We start from the raw sequence: 16,355 nt of genomic DNA, 5'->3' as shown, positions 1-16,355 counted from the left end.
AAACAGGGCAGTGGAGGCGCGGCGTTCAGCCGCCCCCCACGAAATGGACGATCTCCAGCACATCGCCGTCGGCCAGGATCACGTCGGCCAGCGTAGAGCGCGGGGCGATCTCGGCATTGCGTTCGACCGCGACTTTAGCCGGGTCCAGCCCAAGACCGATCACGAGATCGGCGATGCTGGAGCCGGGCGCAGCGCGGCGCGGTTCCCCGTTTACGGTGAGCAGGAGTTCGTCAGCCATGCAGCGCAGATAGCGTTCAGCAGGCGCCGTGCAAGTTCCGAATGTGCGCGAAGGCGACAAGGCTGACGCCCATGATCGTCAGCACCGCCTCGGGAAAACCGTGGCCGACGAGGATCGCCCCGCCCATCAGCGCAAGTCCCAGACCGCCGATCAGCAGCGGGGCGATGCGGCCGTGCCGGGCAACGCCGAAGCCCAGCGAGACGAGGCCCACCACCAGCGCGAGACCCAGCCCGACGCGGTGGATTTCAGGCGAGAGGAGCACTTCGCCGCCGAGGCCGAGAAACCCGACCAGAACGACACCCAGCACGCAATGCACCGCACATAGCCCGCTCAGGATGATCCCGGCACGGTCCAGACGGCTTCGAATCGCGATGATGGCAGTACGCATAGGCGCCCATTTATGTAATGTTGTAACATCTATCAAGCCCTAACCGCGTCTGGCCACGTCCGGTCGACGCAGGCCTTGCGCAATTCGCCGCGAAAACGCAGGGAACACGTTCATGACAAAAGAAGATCACGGATGAGAGTGAACGACGGCCGCCCGATCATCGGGACCATGGACGACATCGCGCCGATGGTGCGCTGGCTGCTGAGCGTTGCGGTGCTGGTGATGCTGATCGTCGCCGTCGGCGGGATCACTCGCCTGACTGAATCGGGCCTGTCGATTACCCAGTGGAAGCCGCTGACCGGCGCTCTTCCGCCGATCACCGACGCGCAGTGGCAGGCCGAGTTCGCCGGCTACAAGCGCATTCCGCAATACGTCGATGTCAACGGCCCTGCAGGCATGACCCTGGCGCAGTACAAGTTCATCTACTTCTGGGAATGGCTGCACCGCCTGCTCGGCCGGGTGATTGGGTTGGCCTTTGCAGTGCCGCTGGCATGGTTCTGGTACAAGCGCACGATCCCCGGCGGCTACAAGCCGCGCCTGTTGGCGCTGCTGGCGCTGGGCGGCCTCCAGGGCGTCGTCGGCTGGTGGATGGTGTCCTCGGGCCTCAGCGCCGAGGCGCTGGACCGGGTGAGCCATTTCCGCCTCGCCGCGCACCTTTTGGTCGCGCTGTTCACGCTGGGCGGCCTTGTGTGGACCGCGCTGGACCTCAAGGCGATGGAGCGCGGCGAACCGCGCGCGCGGCTGACTCGTTTCGGCTTGATCGCGCTGGGTATGCTGGCGATCCAGCTGTTCATGGGCGCCATGGTGGCCGGCCTGCGCGCTGGCGTGGTGGCGGGCGGCGGCTGGTTCAGCTGGGACGCCTGGCCGCTGATGCAGGGCACGTTCTTCCCCCAAGGCGTGGAATGGGCCAGGGGCGCGCTCCATGCGCTGGTGAATGATCCCTACCTTACCCATTTCGTCCACCGCTGGTGGGCCTGGGCCGTAGTGGCCGTGCTGATCGTGATGGGCCGCAAGCTGAAGGCCCGGCACGAGCGGCTCGTCTCAGTCGCCGTGCATGCGGCCTTCGGCACGCAGGTTCTGCTGGGCATCTTTACCGTCTGGTCGGGCGTCACCCTGTGGATCGCGGTGGCGCATCAACTGTGCGGTGCGCTTCTGGTGGCGGCCACCGTATGGGGGGCGCACGCTCTTGGCCGTCGGAGCTGAAGCGGTCAATTGCTATGAGGTATTATTTTACCTCTCTGGAATCCCGCACTCTGCTTGACTTACGGGCCGGTTTCGACGAATTGCCCGCCTTCTCGTGCATCCGGGGATTCGCAAGGGCGACCATCCGGCACGGCACGAACGAACACATAGGGATAGACCAGCCATGAAGGCTCTCACGAAGGTCACCCGGTCGATCAAGCCGGCCGAGGTGGAAAAGAAGTGGCATCTTATCGATGCTGACGGTCTGGTGGCTGGGCGTCTCGCCGTCATCATCGCCGACCTGCTGCGCGGCAAGCACAAGCCGAGCTACACCCCCCACGTTGATTGCGGCGACCATGTCGTTGTCATCAACGCTGAAAAGGTGCGCTTCACCGGCAACAAGCTGAAGCAGAAGACCTACTACAAGCACACCGGTTACGCCGGCGGCATCAAGGAAGTCACCGCTGACAAGGTCCTCGCGGGCCGCTTCCCCGAGCGCGTGCTCGAGAAGGCTGTCGAGCGCATGGTTCCCCGTGGTCCGCTTGGCCGCGACCAGATGCGCGCCCTGCACCTCTATGCAGGCACCGAGCATCCGCACGGTGGCACTCAGCCCGAAGCGCTCGACGTCGCTTCCATGAACCGCAAGAACAAGGTGGGCGCATAATGTCCGAGACCGAAACCGTTCAGAGCCTGTCCGACCTCAAGGACATCACGGGCGAAGTCACCGCTGACGACAACTTCGTTGCGGCTCCCGTTTCGAATGCTCCGCTGCGCGAGCAGCAGATCGACGCCCAGGGCCGCGCTTACGCGACCGGTCGCCGCAAGGACGCGGTTGCCCGCGTTTGGGTCAAGCCCGGTTCGGGCAAGATCATCGTCAACGGCCGTGACCAGGAAGTGTACTTCGCACGTCCGACCCTGCGTCTGGTCATCAATCAGACCTTCCAGGTCGCTGGCCGCGAAGGCCAGTACGACGTGATCGCCACCGTCAAGGGCGGCGGTCTGTCGGGCCAGGCCGGCGCTGTGAAGCACGGTATCGCCCAGGCACTGTCGAAGTACGAGCCTGCGCTGCGCGCAGCCGTCAAGGCAGCCGGCTTCCTCACCCGCGACAGCCGCGTGGTCGAGCGTAAGAAGTACGGCCGTGCCAAGGCACGTCGTAGCTTCCAGTTCTCGAAGCGTTAATCGCTTTCGAAAGCTTCGGCTTACAAAAAGGGGTCGCGGGAAACCGCGGCCCCTTTTTGATTCCGGCATTGCGGGACCGCGATTACCTTCAGGCTCTGAGCGGACGGCGCGAGATCAGGGTGTCCACCACCGGGCGTATCGAGATCAATGTCTTGAAGTCGCGCACGTGCGACTGTTCGCTCAGTTCCTCGCGCGTGAAGGCGTCGTATGCCTCCATCGAGGGGACCTGCACGATAAGCACGAAATCTTCGTCCCCGGCCACGTTCCACGCCGCGACCACTTCCTCGCGCCGGGCCATGTTGCGGGCGAAGGCATCGGTGCGGATGTGGCCGTCATTATAAAGCTGCACCAGTACATGCATCGTGATCGCCCCGCCGGTGAGCGCGGGATCGACCAAGGCGATGTCGCCGATGATGATTCCTTCCAGCCGCATCCGGCGCAGGCGCCGCAGCACGGACGATTCGGACAATCCCACCTTTTCGGCAAGACTGCGTGCCGGTTCGAGGTTGTTGCGCCGCACGCATTCGAGCAACTTGCGGTCGAAAGAATCGAGATTGGCGGATTTCATCGCTTTACGGACCATGATGACGAATTCCGTCACCAGGATGCCTAATTTCGGCGGCACCCGCAATCGCCTTTGGACTATCTCTTCGCGCCATGCATACCCCAACTCCACTTTCCTCGCCCCGTAACAATCTTTCCGCGCTGCTGCCTTATGCGGCGCTGCTTGCGGCCATGGTGGCCTTTGCGACCGGGAGTTCGGCGGCGAAGCAGCTTTTCCCAATGGTCGGCGCGGCGGGGACCACACTGTACCGCGTCGGCTTCGCGGCCATTCTGCTCACGGCGATGTGGCGCCCCTGGCGGCGGCGCTGGACGCGCGGCGAACTGCTGTCGCTGGTCCGGTACGGCGCGGTGCTGGGCCTGATGAACCTGAGCTTCTATCTGGCATTGCGGACGGTCCCGCTGGGACTGGCGATCGCCATCGAACTGCTTGGCCCGCTGAGCGTGGCGCTTTTCAATTCGCGGCGGCTGCTCCATTTCGTCTGGATCGCCCTGGCGCTGGGAGGGCTGGCGCTGCTGCTGCCCGGCGGCGACGTGACGGGCGGCCTTGATCCGGTAGGCATCGGTTTCGCGCTTTGCGCGGCGGTGTGCTGGGGGCTTTATATCGTCTGCGGCAAGAAAGTGGCACACCTTCACCCCGGACAGACCGTGGCGATGGGAATGGTGTTCGCGACACTGGCGGTCGCGCCTTTCGGCATCGCTTCGATGGGCGAGGGCCTGCTCAATATCCATGCGGCCATGCTTGGGCTGATCGTGGCGGTGCTATCCAGCGCCATTCCCTATTCGCTGGAGATGATCTCGCTCAGGCACATCCCGGAGCGGACTTACGGCGTGGTGCTCAGCATCGATCCGGCGATCGGTGCGCTGGCTGGCTATGTACTGCTGGGCGAAGTGATGACCGGGCGGCAGATGGCCGCGCTTTCATGTGTGATCTTCGCTGCCGTGGGCGCCGTGCTGACGCGCGGTCCGGAAGCCAGGCCGGCGCCGGTCGAGGCGTTGATGACGCCTTAGAGACCGTTTGAGAATGGGCTTTGCCCGTTCTGCCGCACCAGCCCACTCCCCCACCCGGCCACCCAACGGCAGTATTCTATGGGTGGCCGGGTGGGGGAGTGGGCTGGTGCCGCATTCAAAATGCCCTCTTATGCGCATTTTTAAACGGTTTCTTAGGGTGCGAGGAGGGCGTGCGGCGAGGGTCGTGCAATTAAAAAGGCGACGGCAGAGCCGCCGCCATTACATCGAACGGGTTCGGCGGAGTTGAAGGTCCGCCGCCGTCCGTGTCGGTCCGCGCCTTGCGGCGCCGCGGACCAGCTTGCCGTCCCGAAGAAAGGCAAGCTGGTCTGCCCTTACCGTCAGTACATATGCTGCCCACCGTTGATGCTCAGCGTGGACCCGGTAACGAACGCGGCATTCTCCGAGCACAGGAACGCACAGCCGCGCGCGATCTCGTAAGCGCTGCCGAGGCGGCCGACAGGGATCTTGGCGACGATCTTCTCCAGCACCGGCGCAGGCACGGCCGCGACCATGTCGGTGTCGATGTAACCGGGTGCGATGGCGTTGACTGTGACACCGTACTTGGCGCCTTCCTGGGCCAGCGCCTTGGTGAAGCCGTGGATGCCGGATTTGGCCGCCGCGTAGTTCACTTGGCCGTACTGGCCGGCTTGGCCGTTGATCGAACCGATGTTGACGATGCGGCCCCAACCGCGCTCGCGCATACCGGCGAAAGTGGCCTTGGCGGTGTTGAAGCAGCCGCCCAGGTTGATGCGCATGACGTCGTTCCAGTCGTCGAAGCTCATCCGCTGCAGCACGCCATCACGCGTTATGCCCGCGTTGTTGATGACGATGTCGATCGGGCCGATTTCCGCCGCGATGCGCGCGCAACTTTCCTGCGTCGCCTCGTGGTCGCCCACGTCCCACCGATAGGCGGGAATGCCGGTTTCTGCGGTGAAGGCGAGGGCCTTCTCCTCGTTGCCTGCGTAATTTGCAACCACGGTATGACCACGCTCGTGAAGCGCCAGTGATACTGCCTTGCCGATGCCCCGGGTTCCGCCGGTAACAATTGCTACGCGCGCCATATCAAGCCTTTCCCATTTCAATACATCCACCGTTTACAGTGCTATGAAATGAATATGACGACCGCAAGGCCGACTATTGACCTAAACGCGCTTGTAATCGAACATTTTGAGTGCAGAAATTGCAACCGTGGTTGCCGGTTTCAAAACTTGAATTGTGTTCCGACGTAAACCGCCTGCCCGTCGAGCTTGCCATCGGTGAGGGGGACCAGCCGCTCACGGTCCTGGGAATAGCGCACGCCGGCCGTGACATCGAGGTTTTCGGTGACGCGGTAGGCGCCGCCCAGTTCCACCTCGCCAGCCTCACCCGAGAACGTGCGCGGTGCGCGTCCGGGCGTGCGCTTCTCATCGATCGAGATGCGCGGTGAAAAGCGTGAGGGATCCTTCGCCGTCGTACCCGGCGCAAGGCTAAACTTCTTGAGGTCGGGCAGTTCCGCGATCGGGCGTGCCGGAGTCTGCGGCACAAGGTTCTGCGCGAAATTCTGGTACCCGCGCGATACGCCCAGGTTGAAGGCAGTGGAGGCGATCCGCAGCGGCGCGGCATCCTGCGCCGCCTGCGCCATCGGCGACCGCCCGTGGACAATTATGGCCTGCGCCGCCTCGGGATCTACCCGCACGGCGACTGTCACAGCGCGGTCCTGCCGGTTCGGCGTACCTGCGGGCGTGAACGGAAACTGCTGGCCCTTGGCGAGCGAGCGCATTGCTATCGCACGCGAGAGGTTTTCGGGACTTGTCTCGGGATCGAGCGAATCAATCTGACCCGGCGCGCCGGAATGCGACTGGAAGTTTGTGGAGAAGGCCAGGACCGCGCTGGGCAGGGCAAGCAGACCAACGCAGCCCGCCAGCAGCAGGTTGCTCGTTATACCACCCCTTGATGCGGAAACCTGCTCGGTAACCATGGTAACGCCTTGTTGCCTCTCGCAAATCTTCTGGAAACCGGTTTTGCTCACATTCGCTGCAGCATGGCTCCACATAGTGCGCAGCGAGATTAACACGTCCTGAGCGCCATAGGGAAGGGCTTCCCTTCACGGCGCGGAGCCGCGACACCGTTCAGCAAGCGCTCAGCGTCGTTTAGCTTAGGAACGTCCACGGCTGGCGCAAAGGCTTCGGGCGCACTTGCCGCCCGCACTGCGGCGGTTATAGAGGCTTTTGACGATGGGTTCGCCCGCGCGTCCATTTTTGTGGGACCGCACCGACGAACCTGGCATGAAACTGGGAATTACAATGACAGGCAGCACCGATACCGGCCTTCTTACCCTGCGTAATGTCGCAGCCGCAGGTTTCTGCGCCGTGGCGGCGCTTGCGCTGGCCGGTTGCGGCGGCGGACGCGAGAAGGCGAAGGCCACGCTCGCGCCCTCGCAGGTGACCACGATCGGCGTGAACAGCTACTTGTGGCGCGCCAGCCTCGATTCGGTTTCGTTCATGCCGCTGCTCCAGTCGGACAGCGCCGGCGGCGTCATCATCACCGACTGGTACGTGAACCCCAAGACACCGACCGAGCGGGTCAAGGTCTCGATCATGATTCTCGACCAGAATCTGCGCGCCGACGCGCTCAAGGTCACGGCCGTGCGTGAAGTGTCGCAGGGCGGCGGCTGGGCGCCGGCTCCGGTCCAGGCGGCTACCGTGCAGAAGCTGGAAGACATCATCCTCACCCGCGCCCGCGACCTTCGTCGCGATTCGATCGGCGGGTAAGCAGTTTTATCGGGCGGCTGAAGCGCCGCCCGTTTTCCTTTTGGCGGGCCTGGTCCCGCAGGAGTTTCGACAAAGATGACCGAGCGGTTCGATCCGGCTCAGGCCGACACGCGCTGGCAGGCTGCGTGGGACGAAGCGCAGAGCTTCCGCGCCGACGACACATCCTCCAAGCCCCGCAGCTATGTGCTTGAGATGTTCCCCTACCCCTCGGGGCGCATCCACATCGGCCATGTGCGCAATTACACGATGGGCGACGTGCTGGCCCGCTACAAGCGGATGCGCGGCTTCGAGGTTCTCCACCCGATGGGGTGGGACGCCTTCGGCATGCCGGCCGAAAACGCCGCCATGGAAAAGGGCGTACACCCCGGCGGCTGGACGCGCGAGAATATCGCGAACATGAAGGCCCAGCTCAAGCGCCTGGGCTTCGCGCTCGACTGGAGCCGTGAACTGGCGACCTGCGAGCCGGAATATTACGGTCACGAACAGGCGCTGTTCCTCGACCTTTACGCTCACGATCTGGTCTACCGCAAGGAATCGGCAGTTAACTGGGACCCGGTCGACCATACAGTGCTCGCCAACGAGCAGGTGATCGACGGACGCGGCTGGCGCTCGGGCGCACTGGTCGAGAAGCGCAAGCTCTCCCAGTGGTTCCTCAAGATCACCGACTTCGCCGACGAACTGCTCGAAGGCCTTTCCAGCCTCGACAAGTGGCCCGAGAAGGTCCGCACGATGCAGGAAAACTGGATCGGCAAGTCGCAAGGCCTGCAGTTCAGCTTTGCGCTGTCGACGGGCGGCAGCGTGGAAGTCTACTCGACGCGCCCTGACACCATTTTCGGTGCCAGTTTCGTGGCCGTCGCCGCCGATCACCCGATCGCGCAGGCCGCCGCTGTGGGCCGCCCCGAGGTCGATGAATTCATCGCCCTGTGCAAGCAGGGCGGCACCACCGCCGCCGAGCTGGAAACAGCGGAGAAGCTGGGCTTCGACACCGGGATCACCGCCAAGCACCCGTTCACGGGCGCCGAGCTGCCGGTGTTCATCGCCAACTTCGTGCTGATGGACTACGGCACCGGCGCTGTCATGGCCGTTCCCGGCCACGACCAGCGCGACTTCGAGTTCGCCACTAAATACGATCTGCCGATCCTGCGCGTGGTCGCCGCCAGCGCCGCCGACGCCGACAAGCCTTTCGACGGCGAGTCGGAGGCCGGTGACGGCATTCTGGTGAAATCGGACTTCCTCGACGGGATGAGCGTGGCGGATGCCAAGGCCGCCGTGATCGCCCGCGCCGAAAGCGAAAGCTGGGGCGAGGGCAAGACCGTATGGCGCCTGCGCGACTGGGGCGTTTCGCGCCAGCGCTACTGGGGCACGCCGATCCCGTTCATCCACTGCGAGGTCTGCGGCGTCGTGCCGGTGCCCAAGAAGCACCTGCCCGTCACCCTGCCCGAGGATGTCGATTTCCAGACGCCGGGTAACCCGCTGGTGCGCCACCCGACCTGGAAGCATGTCGACTGCCCGCAGTGCGGCGCGCCCGCTCGGCGCGAAACCGATACGCTCGACACCTTCGTCGACAGTTCGTGGTACTTCCTGCGCTTTGCCAGCCAGCCCGGCGACCGCCCGTTCGACCCTGTCAAGATCGCCGAATGGCTGCCGGTGGAACAGTACATCGGCGGCATCGAGCATGCGATCCTGCACTTGCTCTACGCCCGCTTCTGGACACGCGCGCTGGCCCGGATCGGCAAGATCGAGGTGAAGGAGCCGTTCGGCAGCCTGTTCACGCAAGGCATGGTCACGCACGAGACCTACTTCCGCATCAACGACGCAAACGGCCAGCCGGTGTATTTCACACCCGGCGAGGTCGAGCGCAGGTCCGACGGCGCGACGCTCAAGGCGGATGGCGCGCCGATCGAAGTCGGCCGCGTCATCAAGATGTCGAAGTCGAAAAAGAACGTGGTCGATCCCGATGAGATCGTGGCCAATTACGGCGCCGACGCGATCCGCTGGTTTATGCTCTCCGACAGCCCGCCCGAGCGCGATCTGCCTTGGTCCGAAGCCGGTATCGAGGGCTGCGGCCGCTTCGTGCAGCGCCTGTGGCGCCTGTTCGGCCAATTCGACGCTGCCGCAACGGGCGAGGACAAGGCGCTGGACCGCAAGGCCCACCAGACAGTCGATGCCGCCGCGCGCGACATCGAATCGCTGGGCTTCAACAAGACCGTGGCGCGCATTTACGAGCTGACCGGTGCGATCGAAAAGGCGGCGCCTTCCGCCAGCCGTTCGACCGCGATTCGCACGCTGCTTCTGCTGGTTTCCCCGATGATGCCGCACCTCGCCGAAGAGGCCTGGTCGAGCATCGGCGAGGGCCTGATCGCCGACGCTGCCTGGCCGCCGGTCGACCCGGCCCTACTGGTCGACGACGAGGTTACCGTCGCAATTCAGGTCAAGGGCAAGCTGCGCGATACCGTGACCGTTCCCAAGGGCATGCCCAAGGAAGAGCTGGAGGCGCTTGCCCTTGCCAGCGAGAAGGTGCAGCGTGCTCTTGATGGAGCTGAAGTGCGCAAGGTAATCGTCGTGCCCGACCGCCTGGTCAATATCGTCGCGTGAGGGTTTTCGCAGTCCCCCTCGCCGCCCTTGCTGGCACCCTGGCGCTTGCCGGTTGCGGATTGCAGCCGATGTATGCGGGCGGCGGCAATGCCGCCGTCGCGCGGGGGCTTGCCGGTGTGCAGGTCTCCGCGATCGAGGGGCGGGCTGGCTGGCTGGTGCGCAATGCCCTGGTCGACGAACTGGGCATGGCCGGCAAGGCTACGCCCAAGTACCGTCTGGACATCCGCCTCGACGACAAGCTGGAAAGCTTCGCGCTACTCTCGGACGATACCGTGGGCCGTGAACGCCGGACCCTGCGCGCGCGTTACCAGCTGGTCGATGTGGGCAGCGGCGAAATCGTGCTGGATGCCACCGCCGGTTCCGATGCGGGCATCGACGTGGTCTCGTCCGACTACGCGACGATCGCGGCCGAGCAGACCGCGCTGGAAAATATGGCCAAGGACGTTGCAAACCGCATCGTCACCAATGTCGCGCTGCGCCTGCGCGGCGATACGAATCAGTAAGGACCCGTGAAGGCCAGTCAGAAGGAGTTCGCAGGGCTAGCTGCCCGGGCTGCCCGAGAGGCGCGCGTGTTTTTCTTCTGCGGGCCAGACGAATCGAGCGCTTTCGATGCGGCCACCCGCATCGTCTCGCTGCTGGATGATCCTGGAGAGCGGATAGAACTGTCCGGCGCCGACTTGCGCCGCGACCCCGTCCGCCTCGGCGACGAAGCCCGCTCCAACTCACTGTTCGGCGGCCCCCGCCACATCTGGGTTCGCGCAGCCGGCGACGAAGCCCATGACGCCGTTCAGACCCTGCTCGAAAACGACGTGGCGGGCTGCCCGGTCCTCATCGTCGCAACGGGAGCGACCGACAAATCGCGCACGGCCAAGCTGCTGGCGACGCGCCCGGACGGTCTTGTTGCGATGTTCTACCCCCCCGACCTCGGCTCGGTTGCGGCGTTGGTACGCACCATGGCCAATGCCGCCGGGCTCAAGCTGGGCAGCGAGATCGCCGAGCGGATAGCGCGCGGGGCAGGGCTCGATACCCGCATCGCCCGCTCGGAAGTGACCAAGCTGGCGCTCTATCTCGACGCCTCACCGGAAACGCCGCGTCCTGTCGCGATGGCGGATCTCGATGCGATTGGTGCCTCGACCGAGGACGAGGGATTCACCACGCTTGTCGACGCCGTCCTGGGCGGCCGCCGCGAGGCGGTCGGGCCTGAACTGCGCCGCATGCGCGAACAGGAAATGAATCCGGTTGGGTTGCTGCTGGCGTTCGAGCGCCGGGCAGCGCAGTTGGCCGGCCTCAACGCAAGGCTGGGCGATGGGCGGGACGTCGCCGGGTTCCTGAAGGTCGAAGCGGGCGCACGGCGGGTCTTCTGGAAGGACCAGCAGGCGCTGACCGTTCAATTGCAACTTTGGCGCGGTCAAAGGCTCGAACGGCTCGTTGCCCGCCTCATTGCATTGCACCAGTCACTGCTCACCAACAGTCAAGATGCAGAAATTCTGTTGGCTGACGGTTTACTGACAATTGCCCGGTCTGCCCGTCCCAATACCAGACAACGGACCATCACAACGGCCTGACGGATTTCTCTGTTCCAGTTGCCTGCAATTTCCGGCGGCGGGTATCTGTGAAGAGACGGACCAGAACGACTTCCCTGCATTCCGGATGCGCAGGCTCTGAAACTGGGCGTGACGAATTGCCACGCCTTGGGGTTGCCCCGGCGGCAGTTACAATGGGTGGGTACCGATCCCGCAGTCAACGGTCTGTAAGGGACGCGGGCGGGCACCGTCGACCAGGGAAACCATCGTGCTCTCAGCATCGGCGAAACCAACAGCGAACGCCGGAATATATCCGTGGGGCAAAAAAATCGGATTATCGGGCGTCCGCTTGCAGCGGGGAAACCCGAATCCAGACATGCAGGTCAGTGCATGCTTTAATCGGCGAGGCCCGGCGTCAGTTGCCGTTCTGTTTGGGCACGCTGAAGGTGCCCGAAACACGTCCGCCCTGTCCGCCCGAGGCCGATGACACGCCGCTCTTGAGGTCGACGACCAGGCGGCCGCCGCGCAGGGTATCGCCATTGCCGCGCTTGATCGTTGCATTGCCGGTCATCGTGATGATCTTCTGGTTGAAGTCATAGATACCGACGTCGCCCGTCGCCACTTCGTCGGAGCGGGTGACGACGACGCCACCGGATGCGGTAATGCGCTGGATCTGCATCGAACCGGCATTGGTGAAGTTCACCACCGTGCGCGCAGCGCGCAAGCGCAGTTCGGCCTGCTTCACGTCGACATTGCCGGTCAGGACCACGCGGTTCTGCTTGTCCTGAAGCTCGATACGGTCGGCCGCATAGTCCACCGGCGCGTCGGAATTGTGGCCCGAAAGGACCTGTGCGTCGATCTGGGGGGATGCGCCAAGGGCGGCCAGCCCCAGTACCGGCACGGCCAGCGCTACGCGGAAGAGCTTCTTGCGGGCGGGGGTCATTGGGGTATCCTCAGCTTGCCGGGCGTCATGCGCAGCCGGGCATTGCCCTCAAGGGTCACGGTACGGCTTTCAAGGTCCGCCCTCATCGAATCGGAGCGGAACGTGCCGGTCGGCACTGTTCCGTCCACTCCGCCGGAGCCGACGGCGACTTTGCTCTTCACGTCGATGTCGACCCGGCTGGTAGTCATCTTGTAGCCGTCGGGGGCGGCGAAGTTCACCGGGCCGGCCACCGCGATCTTGTCGGTGTCATAGTTGTAGGCGCCCTTGGGCGCGACGATTTCGGCCGGGCCGTCGTTTAGGCGGAGCAGGGCCCGCAGCTTCTGCATCTGGACGACCGGAATGGCAGCGGCGCGCTGCACGGCAGTACCGGCAGTGACCGTGAAGCCGCGATTCTTGTCGTCTTTGCCGCGATAGGCGGCGTCGTTCACCACGAGGCGCTCGTTGGTGATGGCCACCTTGTTGCGGTCCAGCAGGAAGCTGATCTCGCCGCGCGGTGAGAGGGGCACCAGGATCATCACCGCCGCCACCACGCCGATCGCGGCAGGAAGCGCCTTGGCCAGGAAGCCCACGAGTCGATCGTGCGAGCCACCGGGCGCGGCGAAGTGCCGGCGGCGGTTGCGGATCTCTACGGCTTCTACGGACATGTCTGGTTACGCAACTCTCTTGGAGCGATCAGGCTGCTTCGTGGCTGAAGATGTCGTGGTCGGGCCAGCCGGCCAGGTCGAGCCGGGCACGGGCGGGCAGGAAGTCGAAGCAGGCCTGGGCGATCTCGGTGCGGTTTTCACGGGCGAGGCGCGTTACCAGGATGGTGTGCATGGCGTGCAGGTAACGCACGTCCGACGCGGCATAGTCCTTTTGCGCGTCGGTCAGTTCCGGGGCGCCCCAGTCGCTCGACTGCTGCTGTTTGGAAACTTCCTTGCCGAGCAGTTCACGCACGAGGTCCTTGAGGCCGTGGCGATCCGTGTAGGTGCGCACCAGCTTGCTGGCGATCTTGGTGCAGAACACCGGCGCGGCGGTGACGCCCATGTAGTGTTCAACCGCAGCCAGATCGAAGCGCGCGAAGTGATAAAGCTTTAGGCGCGCCGGGTCGGCCAGCACGGCCTTCAGGTTGGGCGCGTCGTAAGCGCTGCCGGGAGCGAAGCGGACGAGATGCTCGTCCCCCTTCCCATCCGAGATCTGCACGAGGCAGAGCCGGTCGCGAGGGGTGATGAGACCCATCGTTTCGGTGTCGACAGCGACGGGTCCCGGCGCGAGCACGCCTTCGGGGAGATCTTCTTCGTGGAGATAGACAGCCATATGCCGGAAATGCTTAGGGACTGGGCCGGTGTTTCGCAATGGCCGCAAGCCCTGCCATGCGCCGGTGCGCAGGTTTTTCGGGAGGGTGAGGGCATCATGGCAACACAGGACTCCCAGAGTGTACCGGCAAGTTGGGCTCCGGCGCTCGATCCGGTCCTTGCCACGGCCGAGGCGCGCAACCTCGGCAACTGGCTCAAGGAGGAGGAAGCCGCGGGCAAGCACATCTTTCCGCCGCGCGGCAGCCGGCTGCGCGCTTTCGAGCTGACGCCGCTGGATGAAGTGCGCGTGGTGATTCTGGGTCAGGACCCCTACCACGGCGCCGGGCAGGCCCACGGGCTGTCGTTTTCAGTACCCGAGGGCGTCAGGGTGCCGCCCTCGCTGGCGAACATCTATAAGGAGTTGGCCAGCGACTGCGGCGTGACCGCGCCAAGGCACGGAAATCTGGAGCATTGGGCGCGGCAGGGTGTGCTGCTCCTCAACAATGCCCTCACCGTCGAGGAGGGGCGGGCCGGATCGCACCAGAACCGGGGCTGGGAAGCGGTCACCGACGCGGCCGTCGCTGCCGTGGCGGCCAAGGCCCAGCCTTGTGTCTTCATGCTATGGGGCAACCACGCGAAGAAAAAGGCCATGCGCGTGGCGGGACTGGCGGAAAGCCACCACCTTGTGCTGACAGCCCCGCATCCCAGCCCGCTTTCGGCTTATGCCGGCTTCTTCGGTTGCCGGCATTTCAGCCGCGCGAACGCGTTCCTCAGCGAGAACGGGCGCGGCACGATCGACTGGTAACGGTCAGGCCGCAGGGCCGGTGAGCGCCGGGTCCATCCGGTAGTGGCTCATCACGCCGCTTACGGACATGTCGCCGAAGCAGGCGCGGAACTTTCCGAAGTCTTCGAGCGTGCGGGCGGCCTCATGGGCTTCGATCGACGTCCAGACGACGTTGAAAGTGAATTTCGAGGGGTTTTCGACGCCGCGTCCGAAGCTGGCCGTGACCACGCCCTCGCAGGCGGCGAGGTGGGCGATACCGGTTTCGCGCATGGCGGCCGCGAACTGGTCTTCGGTGCCGGGGCGCACTTCGATCTCGGCAATTTCCAGCAGCATTCCTGATCTCCCTGTCGCAGGCAGTGAACCGGCGGGCAGGGGGCTGGTCAAGCTGCACGAGCAAGTGATCGCCTAGGCGGGCGACATCCCTGACTCCACGAAAAAGGGCGCACCTCGCGGCGCGCCCTTTCCTTGTTCAATATGGCTGAAGATCAGCGCGGCAGCAGGCTGGCCCCCATCAGCACCTCGTCGACCGAACGGGCGCACTGACGGCCCTCGCGGATCGCCCAGACGACCAGCGACTGGCCGCGCCGCATGTCGCCGCAGGCAAAGATCTGCTCGTCGCTGGTCTGGTACTTGAGCATGTTGGCCTTGACGTTGCCGCGCGGGTCCAGCTCGACGCCCGACTGGTCGATCATACCGGTCTTGCGCGGGCCGGTGAAGCCCATGGCGAGAAAGATCAGGTCCGCCTGCAGCGTGAACTCGCTGCCGGGCACTTCCGTCATCTTGCCGCCCGCCCACTCGACGCGGACGCATTCCAGGCCGGTGACGTCGTTATTACCCACCACGCGCTTGGTCAGGATCGACCAGTCGCGCTCTGCGCCTTCTTCGTGGCTGGAGGACGTGCGCAGCTTGAGCGGCCAGAACGGCCACGACATTGCCTTGTCTTCCATCACCGGCGGCTTGGGCATGATTTCCAGCTGGGTGACCGAGGCCGCGCCCTGGCGGTTGGAGGTGCCCACACAGTCCGACCCGGTGTCACCGCCGCCGATCACGATGATGTGCTTGCCGTTGGCGGAGATGGTGCCGCGCGGGGCGGCGCGCAGTTCGTCGTCGCCGGCATTGCGCTTGTTCTGCTGGGTCAGGAATTCCATCGCCGGACGCACGCCCGGCAGTTCCGCGCCTGGGATGTCCAGACGGCGGGCTTCCTCGGCGCCGCCGGCGAAGACCACGGCGTCGAAGTTCTCCTTCAGCGAGGCTACCGAGACGGTCACGCCCACTTCGGTGGAGGTCTTGAACACCACGCCTTCGGCTTCCATCTGCGCCGCGCGGCGGTTGATGAGGTGCTTCTCCATCTTGAAGTCGGGGATGCCGTAACGCATCAGCCCGCCGACCCGGTCGTTCTTCTCGAACACCGTGACGGAGTGGCCGGCGCGTGCAAGCTGCTGGGCGCAGGCGAGGCCCGCCGGGCCCGAACCCACTACCGCAACCGACTTGCCGGTGCGCTTTGCGGGCACCTGCGGGGTGATCCAGCCTTCGGCCCATCCCTTGTCGACGATGGCGCATTCGATCGACTTGATGGTGACCGGCTCGTCGATGATGTTCAGCGTGCAGGCCGCCTCGCAAGGCGCGGGGCAGATGCGACCGGTGAACTCCGGGAAGTTGTTGGTCGAGTGGAGAACCTCCAGCGCATTGCGGAAGTCGTCCTCGTAGACCAGGTGGTTCCAGTCCGGGATGATGTTGTTGACCGGGCACCCGGTATGGCAGTGCGGCACGCCGCAGTTCATGCAGCGCGATGCCTGGTCCTTAAGCGCCTGGGGTGCGAGCGGGATGACGAACTCGTTGTAGTTCTTCAGCCGCGCGTCGACCGGACCGTACTTGCGGTCGTGGCGGTCAAGCTCGAGAAAGCCGGTTTCCTTACCCATCGTATGCG

General features: G+C 64.6%; 19 protein-coding genes. 9 read left to right on the top strand and 10 right to left on the bottom strand.

Annotated features, from left to right (window positions below; genetic code table 11):
- Positions 1 to 25: 25 nt before the first annotated feature.
- Both thiS and V474_RS18010 read right to left on the bottom strand, forming a co-directional pair.
- Positions 26 to 238, bottom strand: a complete 213-nt coding sequence (thiS, locus tag V474_RS18015) for a sulfur carrier protein ThiS (protein ID WP_059152793.1) — start codon at positions 236 to 238, stop codon at positions 26 to 28.
- Between the two features lie 16 nt (positions 239 to 254).
- A complete protein-coding gene (locus V474_RS18010; protein WP_059152792.1) occupies positions 255 to 626 on the bottom strand; it encodes a MerC domain-containing protein in 372 nt (123 codons plus the stop codon).
- 132 nt (positions 627 to 758) lie between these two features.
- Between V474_RS18010 and V474_RS18005 the strand changes: the two genes are divergently transcribed.
- The 3 genes from V474_RS18005 (at position 759) to rpsI (ending at position 2,987) form a co-directional block, all read left to right on the top strand.
- On the top strand, positions 759 to 1,829 hold the full coding sequence (locus V474_RS18005; RefSeq protein ID WP_148649453.1) for a COX15/CtaA family protein: 1,071 nt from the start codon (positions 759 to 761) through the stop codon (positions 1,827 to 1,829).
- Positions 1,830 to 1,992: 163 nt separating this feature from the next.
- On the top strand, positions 1,993 to 2,472 hold the full coding sequence (gene rplM, locus V474_RS18000; RefSeq protein ID WP_043974066.1) for a 50S ribosomal protein L13: 480 nt from the start codon (positions 1,993 to 1,995) through the stop codon (positions 2,470 to 2,472).
- Positions 2,472 to 2,987: a 30S ribosomal protein S9 gene (gene rpsI, locus V474_RS17995; protein ID WP_043974064.1), complete on the top strand. Its 516-nt coding sequence runs from the start codon at positions 2,472 to 2,474 to the stop codon at positions 2,985 to 2,987. Before rplM ends, rpsI begins: the two co-directional genes overlap by 1 nt.
- A gap of 88 nt (positions 2,988 to 3,075) precedes the next feature.
- On the opposite strand, the gene V474_RS17990 is transcribed toward rpsI, so the two are convergent.
- A complete protein-coding gene (locus tag V474_RS17990; RefSeq protein WP_236711322.1) occupies positions 3,076 to 3,588 on the bottom strand; it encodes an Lrp/AsnC family transcriptional regulator in 513 nt (170 codons plus the stop codon).
- A 56-nt stretch (positions 3,589 to 3,644) separates the two neighbouring features.
- On the opposite strand from V474_RS17990, the gene V474_RS17985 reads away from it, so the two are divergent.
- Positions 3,645 to 4,559: an EamA family transporter gene (locus V474_RS17985; protein WP_059152791.1), complete on the top strand. Its 915-nt coding sequence runs from the start codon at positions 3,645 to 3,647 to the stop codon at positions 4,557 to 4,559.
- Between the two features lie 338 nt (positions 4,560 to 4,897).
- Here the strand turns inward: V474_RS17985 and phbB are convergent, their stop codons facing one another.
- Positions 4,898 to 5,620, bottom strand: a complete 723-nt coding sequence (gene phbB / locus V474_RS17980; RefSeq protein ID WP_059152790.1) for an acetoacetyl-CoA reductase — start codon at positions 5,618 to 5,620, stop codon at positions 4,898 to 4,900.
- 140 nt (positions 5,621 to 5,760) lie between these two features.
- Complete coding sequence (locus tag V474_RS17975; protein WP_059152789.1) at positions 5,761 to 6,516, bottom strand: hypothetical protein; 756 nt, start codon at positions 6,514 to 6,516, stop codon at positions 5,761 to 5,763.
- Positions 6,517 to 6,841: 325 nt separating this feature from the next.
- On the opposite strand from V474_RS17975, the gene V474_RS17970 reads away from it, so the two are divergent.
- The 4 genes from V474_RS17970 (at position 6,842) to holA (ending at position 11,469) form a co-directional block, all read left to right on the top strand.
- Entirely contained in the window at positions 6,842 to 7,309 is a 468-nt protein-coding gene (locus tag V474_RS17970; RefSeq protein WP_059152788.1) for a DUF3576 domain-containing protein, read from the top strand.
- Between the two features lie 75 nt (positions 7,310 to 7,384).
- The gene (gene leuS, locus V474_RS17965) at positions 7,385 to 9,904 is read left to right on the top strand and encodes a leucine--tRNA ligase (RefSeq protein WP_059152787.1); all 2,520 of its coding nucleotides are present in this window, start codon (positions 7,385 to 7,387) and stop codon (positions 9,902 to 9,904) included.
- Positions 9,905 to 9,972: 68 nt separating this feature from the next.
- Entirely contained in the window at positions 9,973 to 10,407 is a 435-nt protein-coding gene (lptE, locus tag V474_RS17960; protein WP_169795094.1) for an LPS assembly lipoprotein LptE, read from the top strand.
- A gap of 6 nt (positions 10,408 to 10,413) precedes the next feature.
- Positions 10,414 to 11,469, top strand: coding sequence for a DNA polymerase III subunit delta (gene holA, locus V474_RS17955; protein WP_059152785.1), 1,056 nt, complete (start codon positions 10,414 to 10,416; stop codon positions 11,467 to 11,469).
- Positions 11,470 to 11,842: 373 nt separating this feature from the next.
- Here holA and V474_RS17950 read toward each other — a convergent pair whose 3' ends face one another.
- Genes V474_RS17950 through V474_RS17940 form a run of 3 tightly spaced genes read right to left on the bottom strand, consistent with a single transcriptional unit; the run spans position 11,843 to position 13,666 of the window.
- On the bottom strand, positions 11,843 to 12,370 hold the full coding sequence (locus V474_RS17950) for an LptA/OstA family protein (RefSeq protein ID WP_059152784.1): 528 nt from the start codon (positions 12,368 to 12,370) through the stop codon (positions 11,843 to 11,845).
- Positions 12,367 to 13,014: an LPS export ABC transporter periplasmic protein LptC gene (gene lptC, locus V474_RS17945; RefSeq protein ID WP_059152783.1), complete on the bottom strand. Its 648-nt coding sequence runs from the start codon at positions 13,012 to 13,014 to the stop codon at positions 12,367 to 12,369. Before lptC ends, V474_RS17950 begins: the two co-directional genes overlap by 4 nt.
- 28 nt (positions 13,015 to 13,042) lie before the next feature.
- Complete coding sequence (locus V474_RS17940) at positions 13,043 to 13,666, bottom strand: ribonuclease D (RefSeq protein ID WP_059152782.1); 624 nt, start codon at positions 13,664 to 13,666, stop codon at positions 13,043 to 13,045.
- A gap of 96 nt (positions 13,667 to 13,762) precedes the next feature.
- On the opposite strand from V474_RS17940, the gene V474_RS17935 reads away from it, so the two are divergent.
- On the top strand, positions 13,763 to 14,449 hold the full coding sequence (locus V474_RS17935; protein ID WP_059152955.1) for a uracil-DNA glycosylase: 687 nt from the start codon (positions 13,763 to 13,765) through the stop codon (positions 14,447 to 14,449).
- A gap of 3 nt (positions 14,450 to 14,452) precedes the next feature.
- Here V474_RS17935 and V474_RS17930 read toward each other — a convergent pair whose 3' ends face one another.
- Together V474_RS17930 and V474_RS17925 are read right to left on the bottom strand one after the other, a co-directional pair.
- Positions 14,453 to 14,761 carry a putative quinol monooxygenase gene (locus V474_RS17930; RefSeq protein ID WP_059152781.1) on the bottom strand — a complete coding sequence of 103 codons (309 nt, stop codon included), beginning with the start codon at positions 14,759 to 14,761 and terminating at the stop codon, positions 14,453 to 14,455.
- Between the two features lie 152 nt (positions 14,762 to 14,913).
- Positions 14,914 to 16,347, bottom strand: a complete 1,434-nt coding sequence (locus V474_RS17925) for a glutamate synthase subunit beta (RefSeq protein ID WP_059152780.1) — start codon at positions 16,345 to 16,347, stop codon at positions 14,914 to 14,916.
- Between the last annotated feature and the right edge of the window lie 8 nt (positions 16,348 to 16,355).

The sequence above is a fragment of the Novosphingobium barchaimii LL02 genome (assembly GCF_001046635.1).
GTDB lineage: Bacteria > Pseudomonadota > Alphaproteobacteria > Sphingomonadales > Sphingomonadaceae > Novosphingobium > Novosphingobium barchaimii.
This window is presented reverse-complemented; position numbering and strand designations above follow the sequence as displayed.

What these genes read in the sequence shown, in the direction of transcription:
- thiS (WP_059152793.1), bottom strand. Translation starts at nt 238, where the DNA reads ATGGCTGACGAACTCCTGCTCACCGTAAACGGGGAACCGCGCCGCGCT.
- V474_RS18010 (WP_059152792.1), bottom strand. Translation starts at nt 626, where the DNA reads ATGCGTACTGCCATCATCGCGATTCGAAGCCGTCTGGACCGTGCCGGG.
- V474_RS18005 (WP_148649453.1), top strand. Translation starts at nt 759, where the DNA reads ATGAGAGTGAACGACGGCCGCCCGATCATCGGGACCATGGACGACATC.
- rplM (WP_043974066.1), top strand. Translation starts at nt 1,993, where the DNA reads ATGAAGGCTCTCACGAAGGTCACCCGGTCGATCAAGCCGGCCGAGGTG.
- rpsI (WP_043974064.1), top strand. Translation starts at nt 2,472, where the DNA reads ATGTCCGAGACCGAAACCGTTCAGAGCCTGTCCGACCTCAAGGACATC.
- V474_RS17985 (WP_059152791.1), top strand. Translation starts at nt 3,645, where the DNA reads ATGCATACCCCAACTCCACTTTCCTCGCCCCGTAACAATCTTTCCGCG.
- phbB (WP_059152790.1), bottom strand. Translation starts at nt 5,620, where the DNA reads ATGGCGCGCGTAGCAATTGTTACCGGCGGAACCCGGGGCATCGGCAAG.
- V474_RS17975 (WP_059152789.1), bottom strand. Translation starts at nt 6,516, where the DNA reads ATGGTTACCGAGCAGGTTTCCGCATCAAGGGGTGGTATAACGAGCAAC.
- V474_RS17970 (WP_059152788.1), top strand. Translation starts at nt 6,842, where the DNA reads ATGACAGGCAGCACCGATACCGGCCTTCTTACCCTGCGTAATGTCGCA.
- leuS (WP_059152787.1), top strand. Translation starts at nt 7,385, where the DNA reads ATGACCGAGCGGTTCGATCCGGCTCAGGCCGACACGCGCTGGCAGGCT.
- lptE (WP_169795094.1), top strand. Translation starts at nt 9,973, where the DNA reads ATGTATGCGGGCGGCGGCAATGCCGCCGTCGCGCGGGGGCTTGCCGGT.
- V474_RS17950 (WP_059152784.1), bottom strand. Translation starts at nt 12,370, where the DNA reads ATGACCCCCGCCCGCAAGAAGCTCTTCCGCGTAGCGCTGGCCGTGCCG.
- lptC (WP_059152783.1), bottom strand. Translation starts at nt 13,014, where the DNA reads ATGTCCGTAGAAGCCGTAGAGATCCGCAACCGCCGCCGGCACTTCGCC.
- V474_RS17940 (WP_059152782.1), bottom strand. Translation starts at nt 13,666, where the DNA reads ATGGCTGTCTATCTCCACGAAGAAGATCTCCCCGAAGGCGTGCTCGCG.
- V474_RS17935 (WP_059152955.1), top strand. Translation starts at nt 13,763, where the DNA reads ATGGCAACACAGGACTCCCAGAGTGTACCGGCAAGTTGGGCTCCGGCG.
- V474_RS17930 (WP_059152781.1), bottom strand. Translation starts at nt 14,761, where the DNA reads ATGCTGCTGGAAATTGCCGAGATCGAAGTGCGCCCCGGCACCGAAGAC.
- V474_RS17925 (WP_059152780.1), bottom strand. Translation starts at nt 16,347, where the DNA reads ATGGGTAAGGAAACCGGCTTTCTCGAGCTTGACCGCCACGACCGCAAG.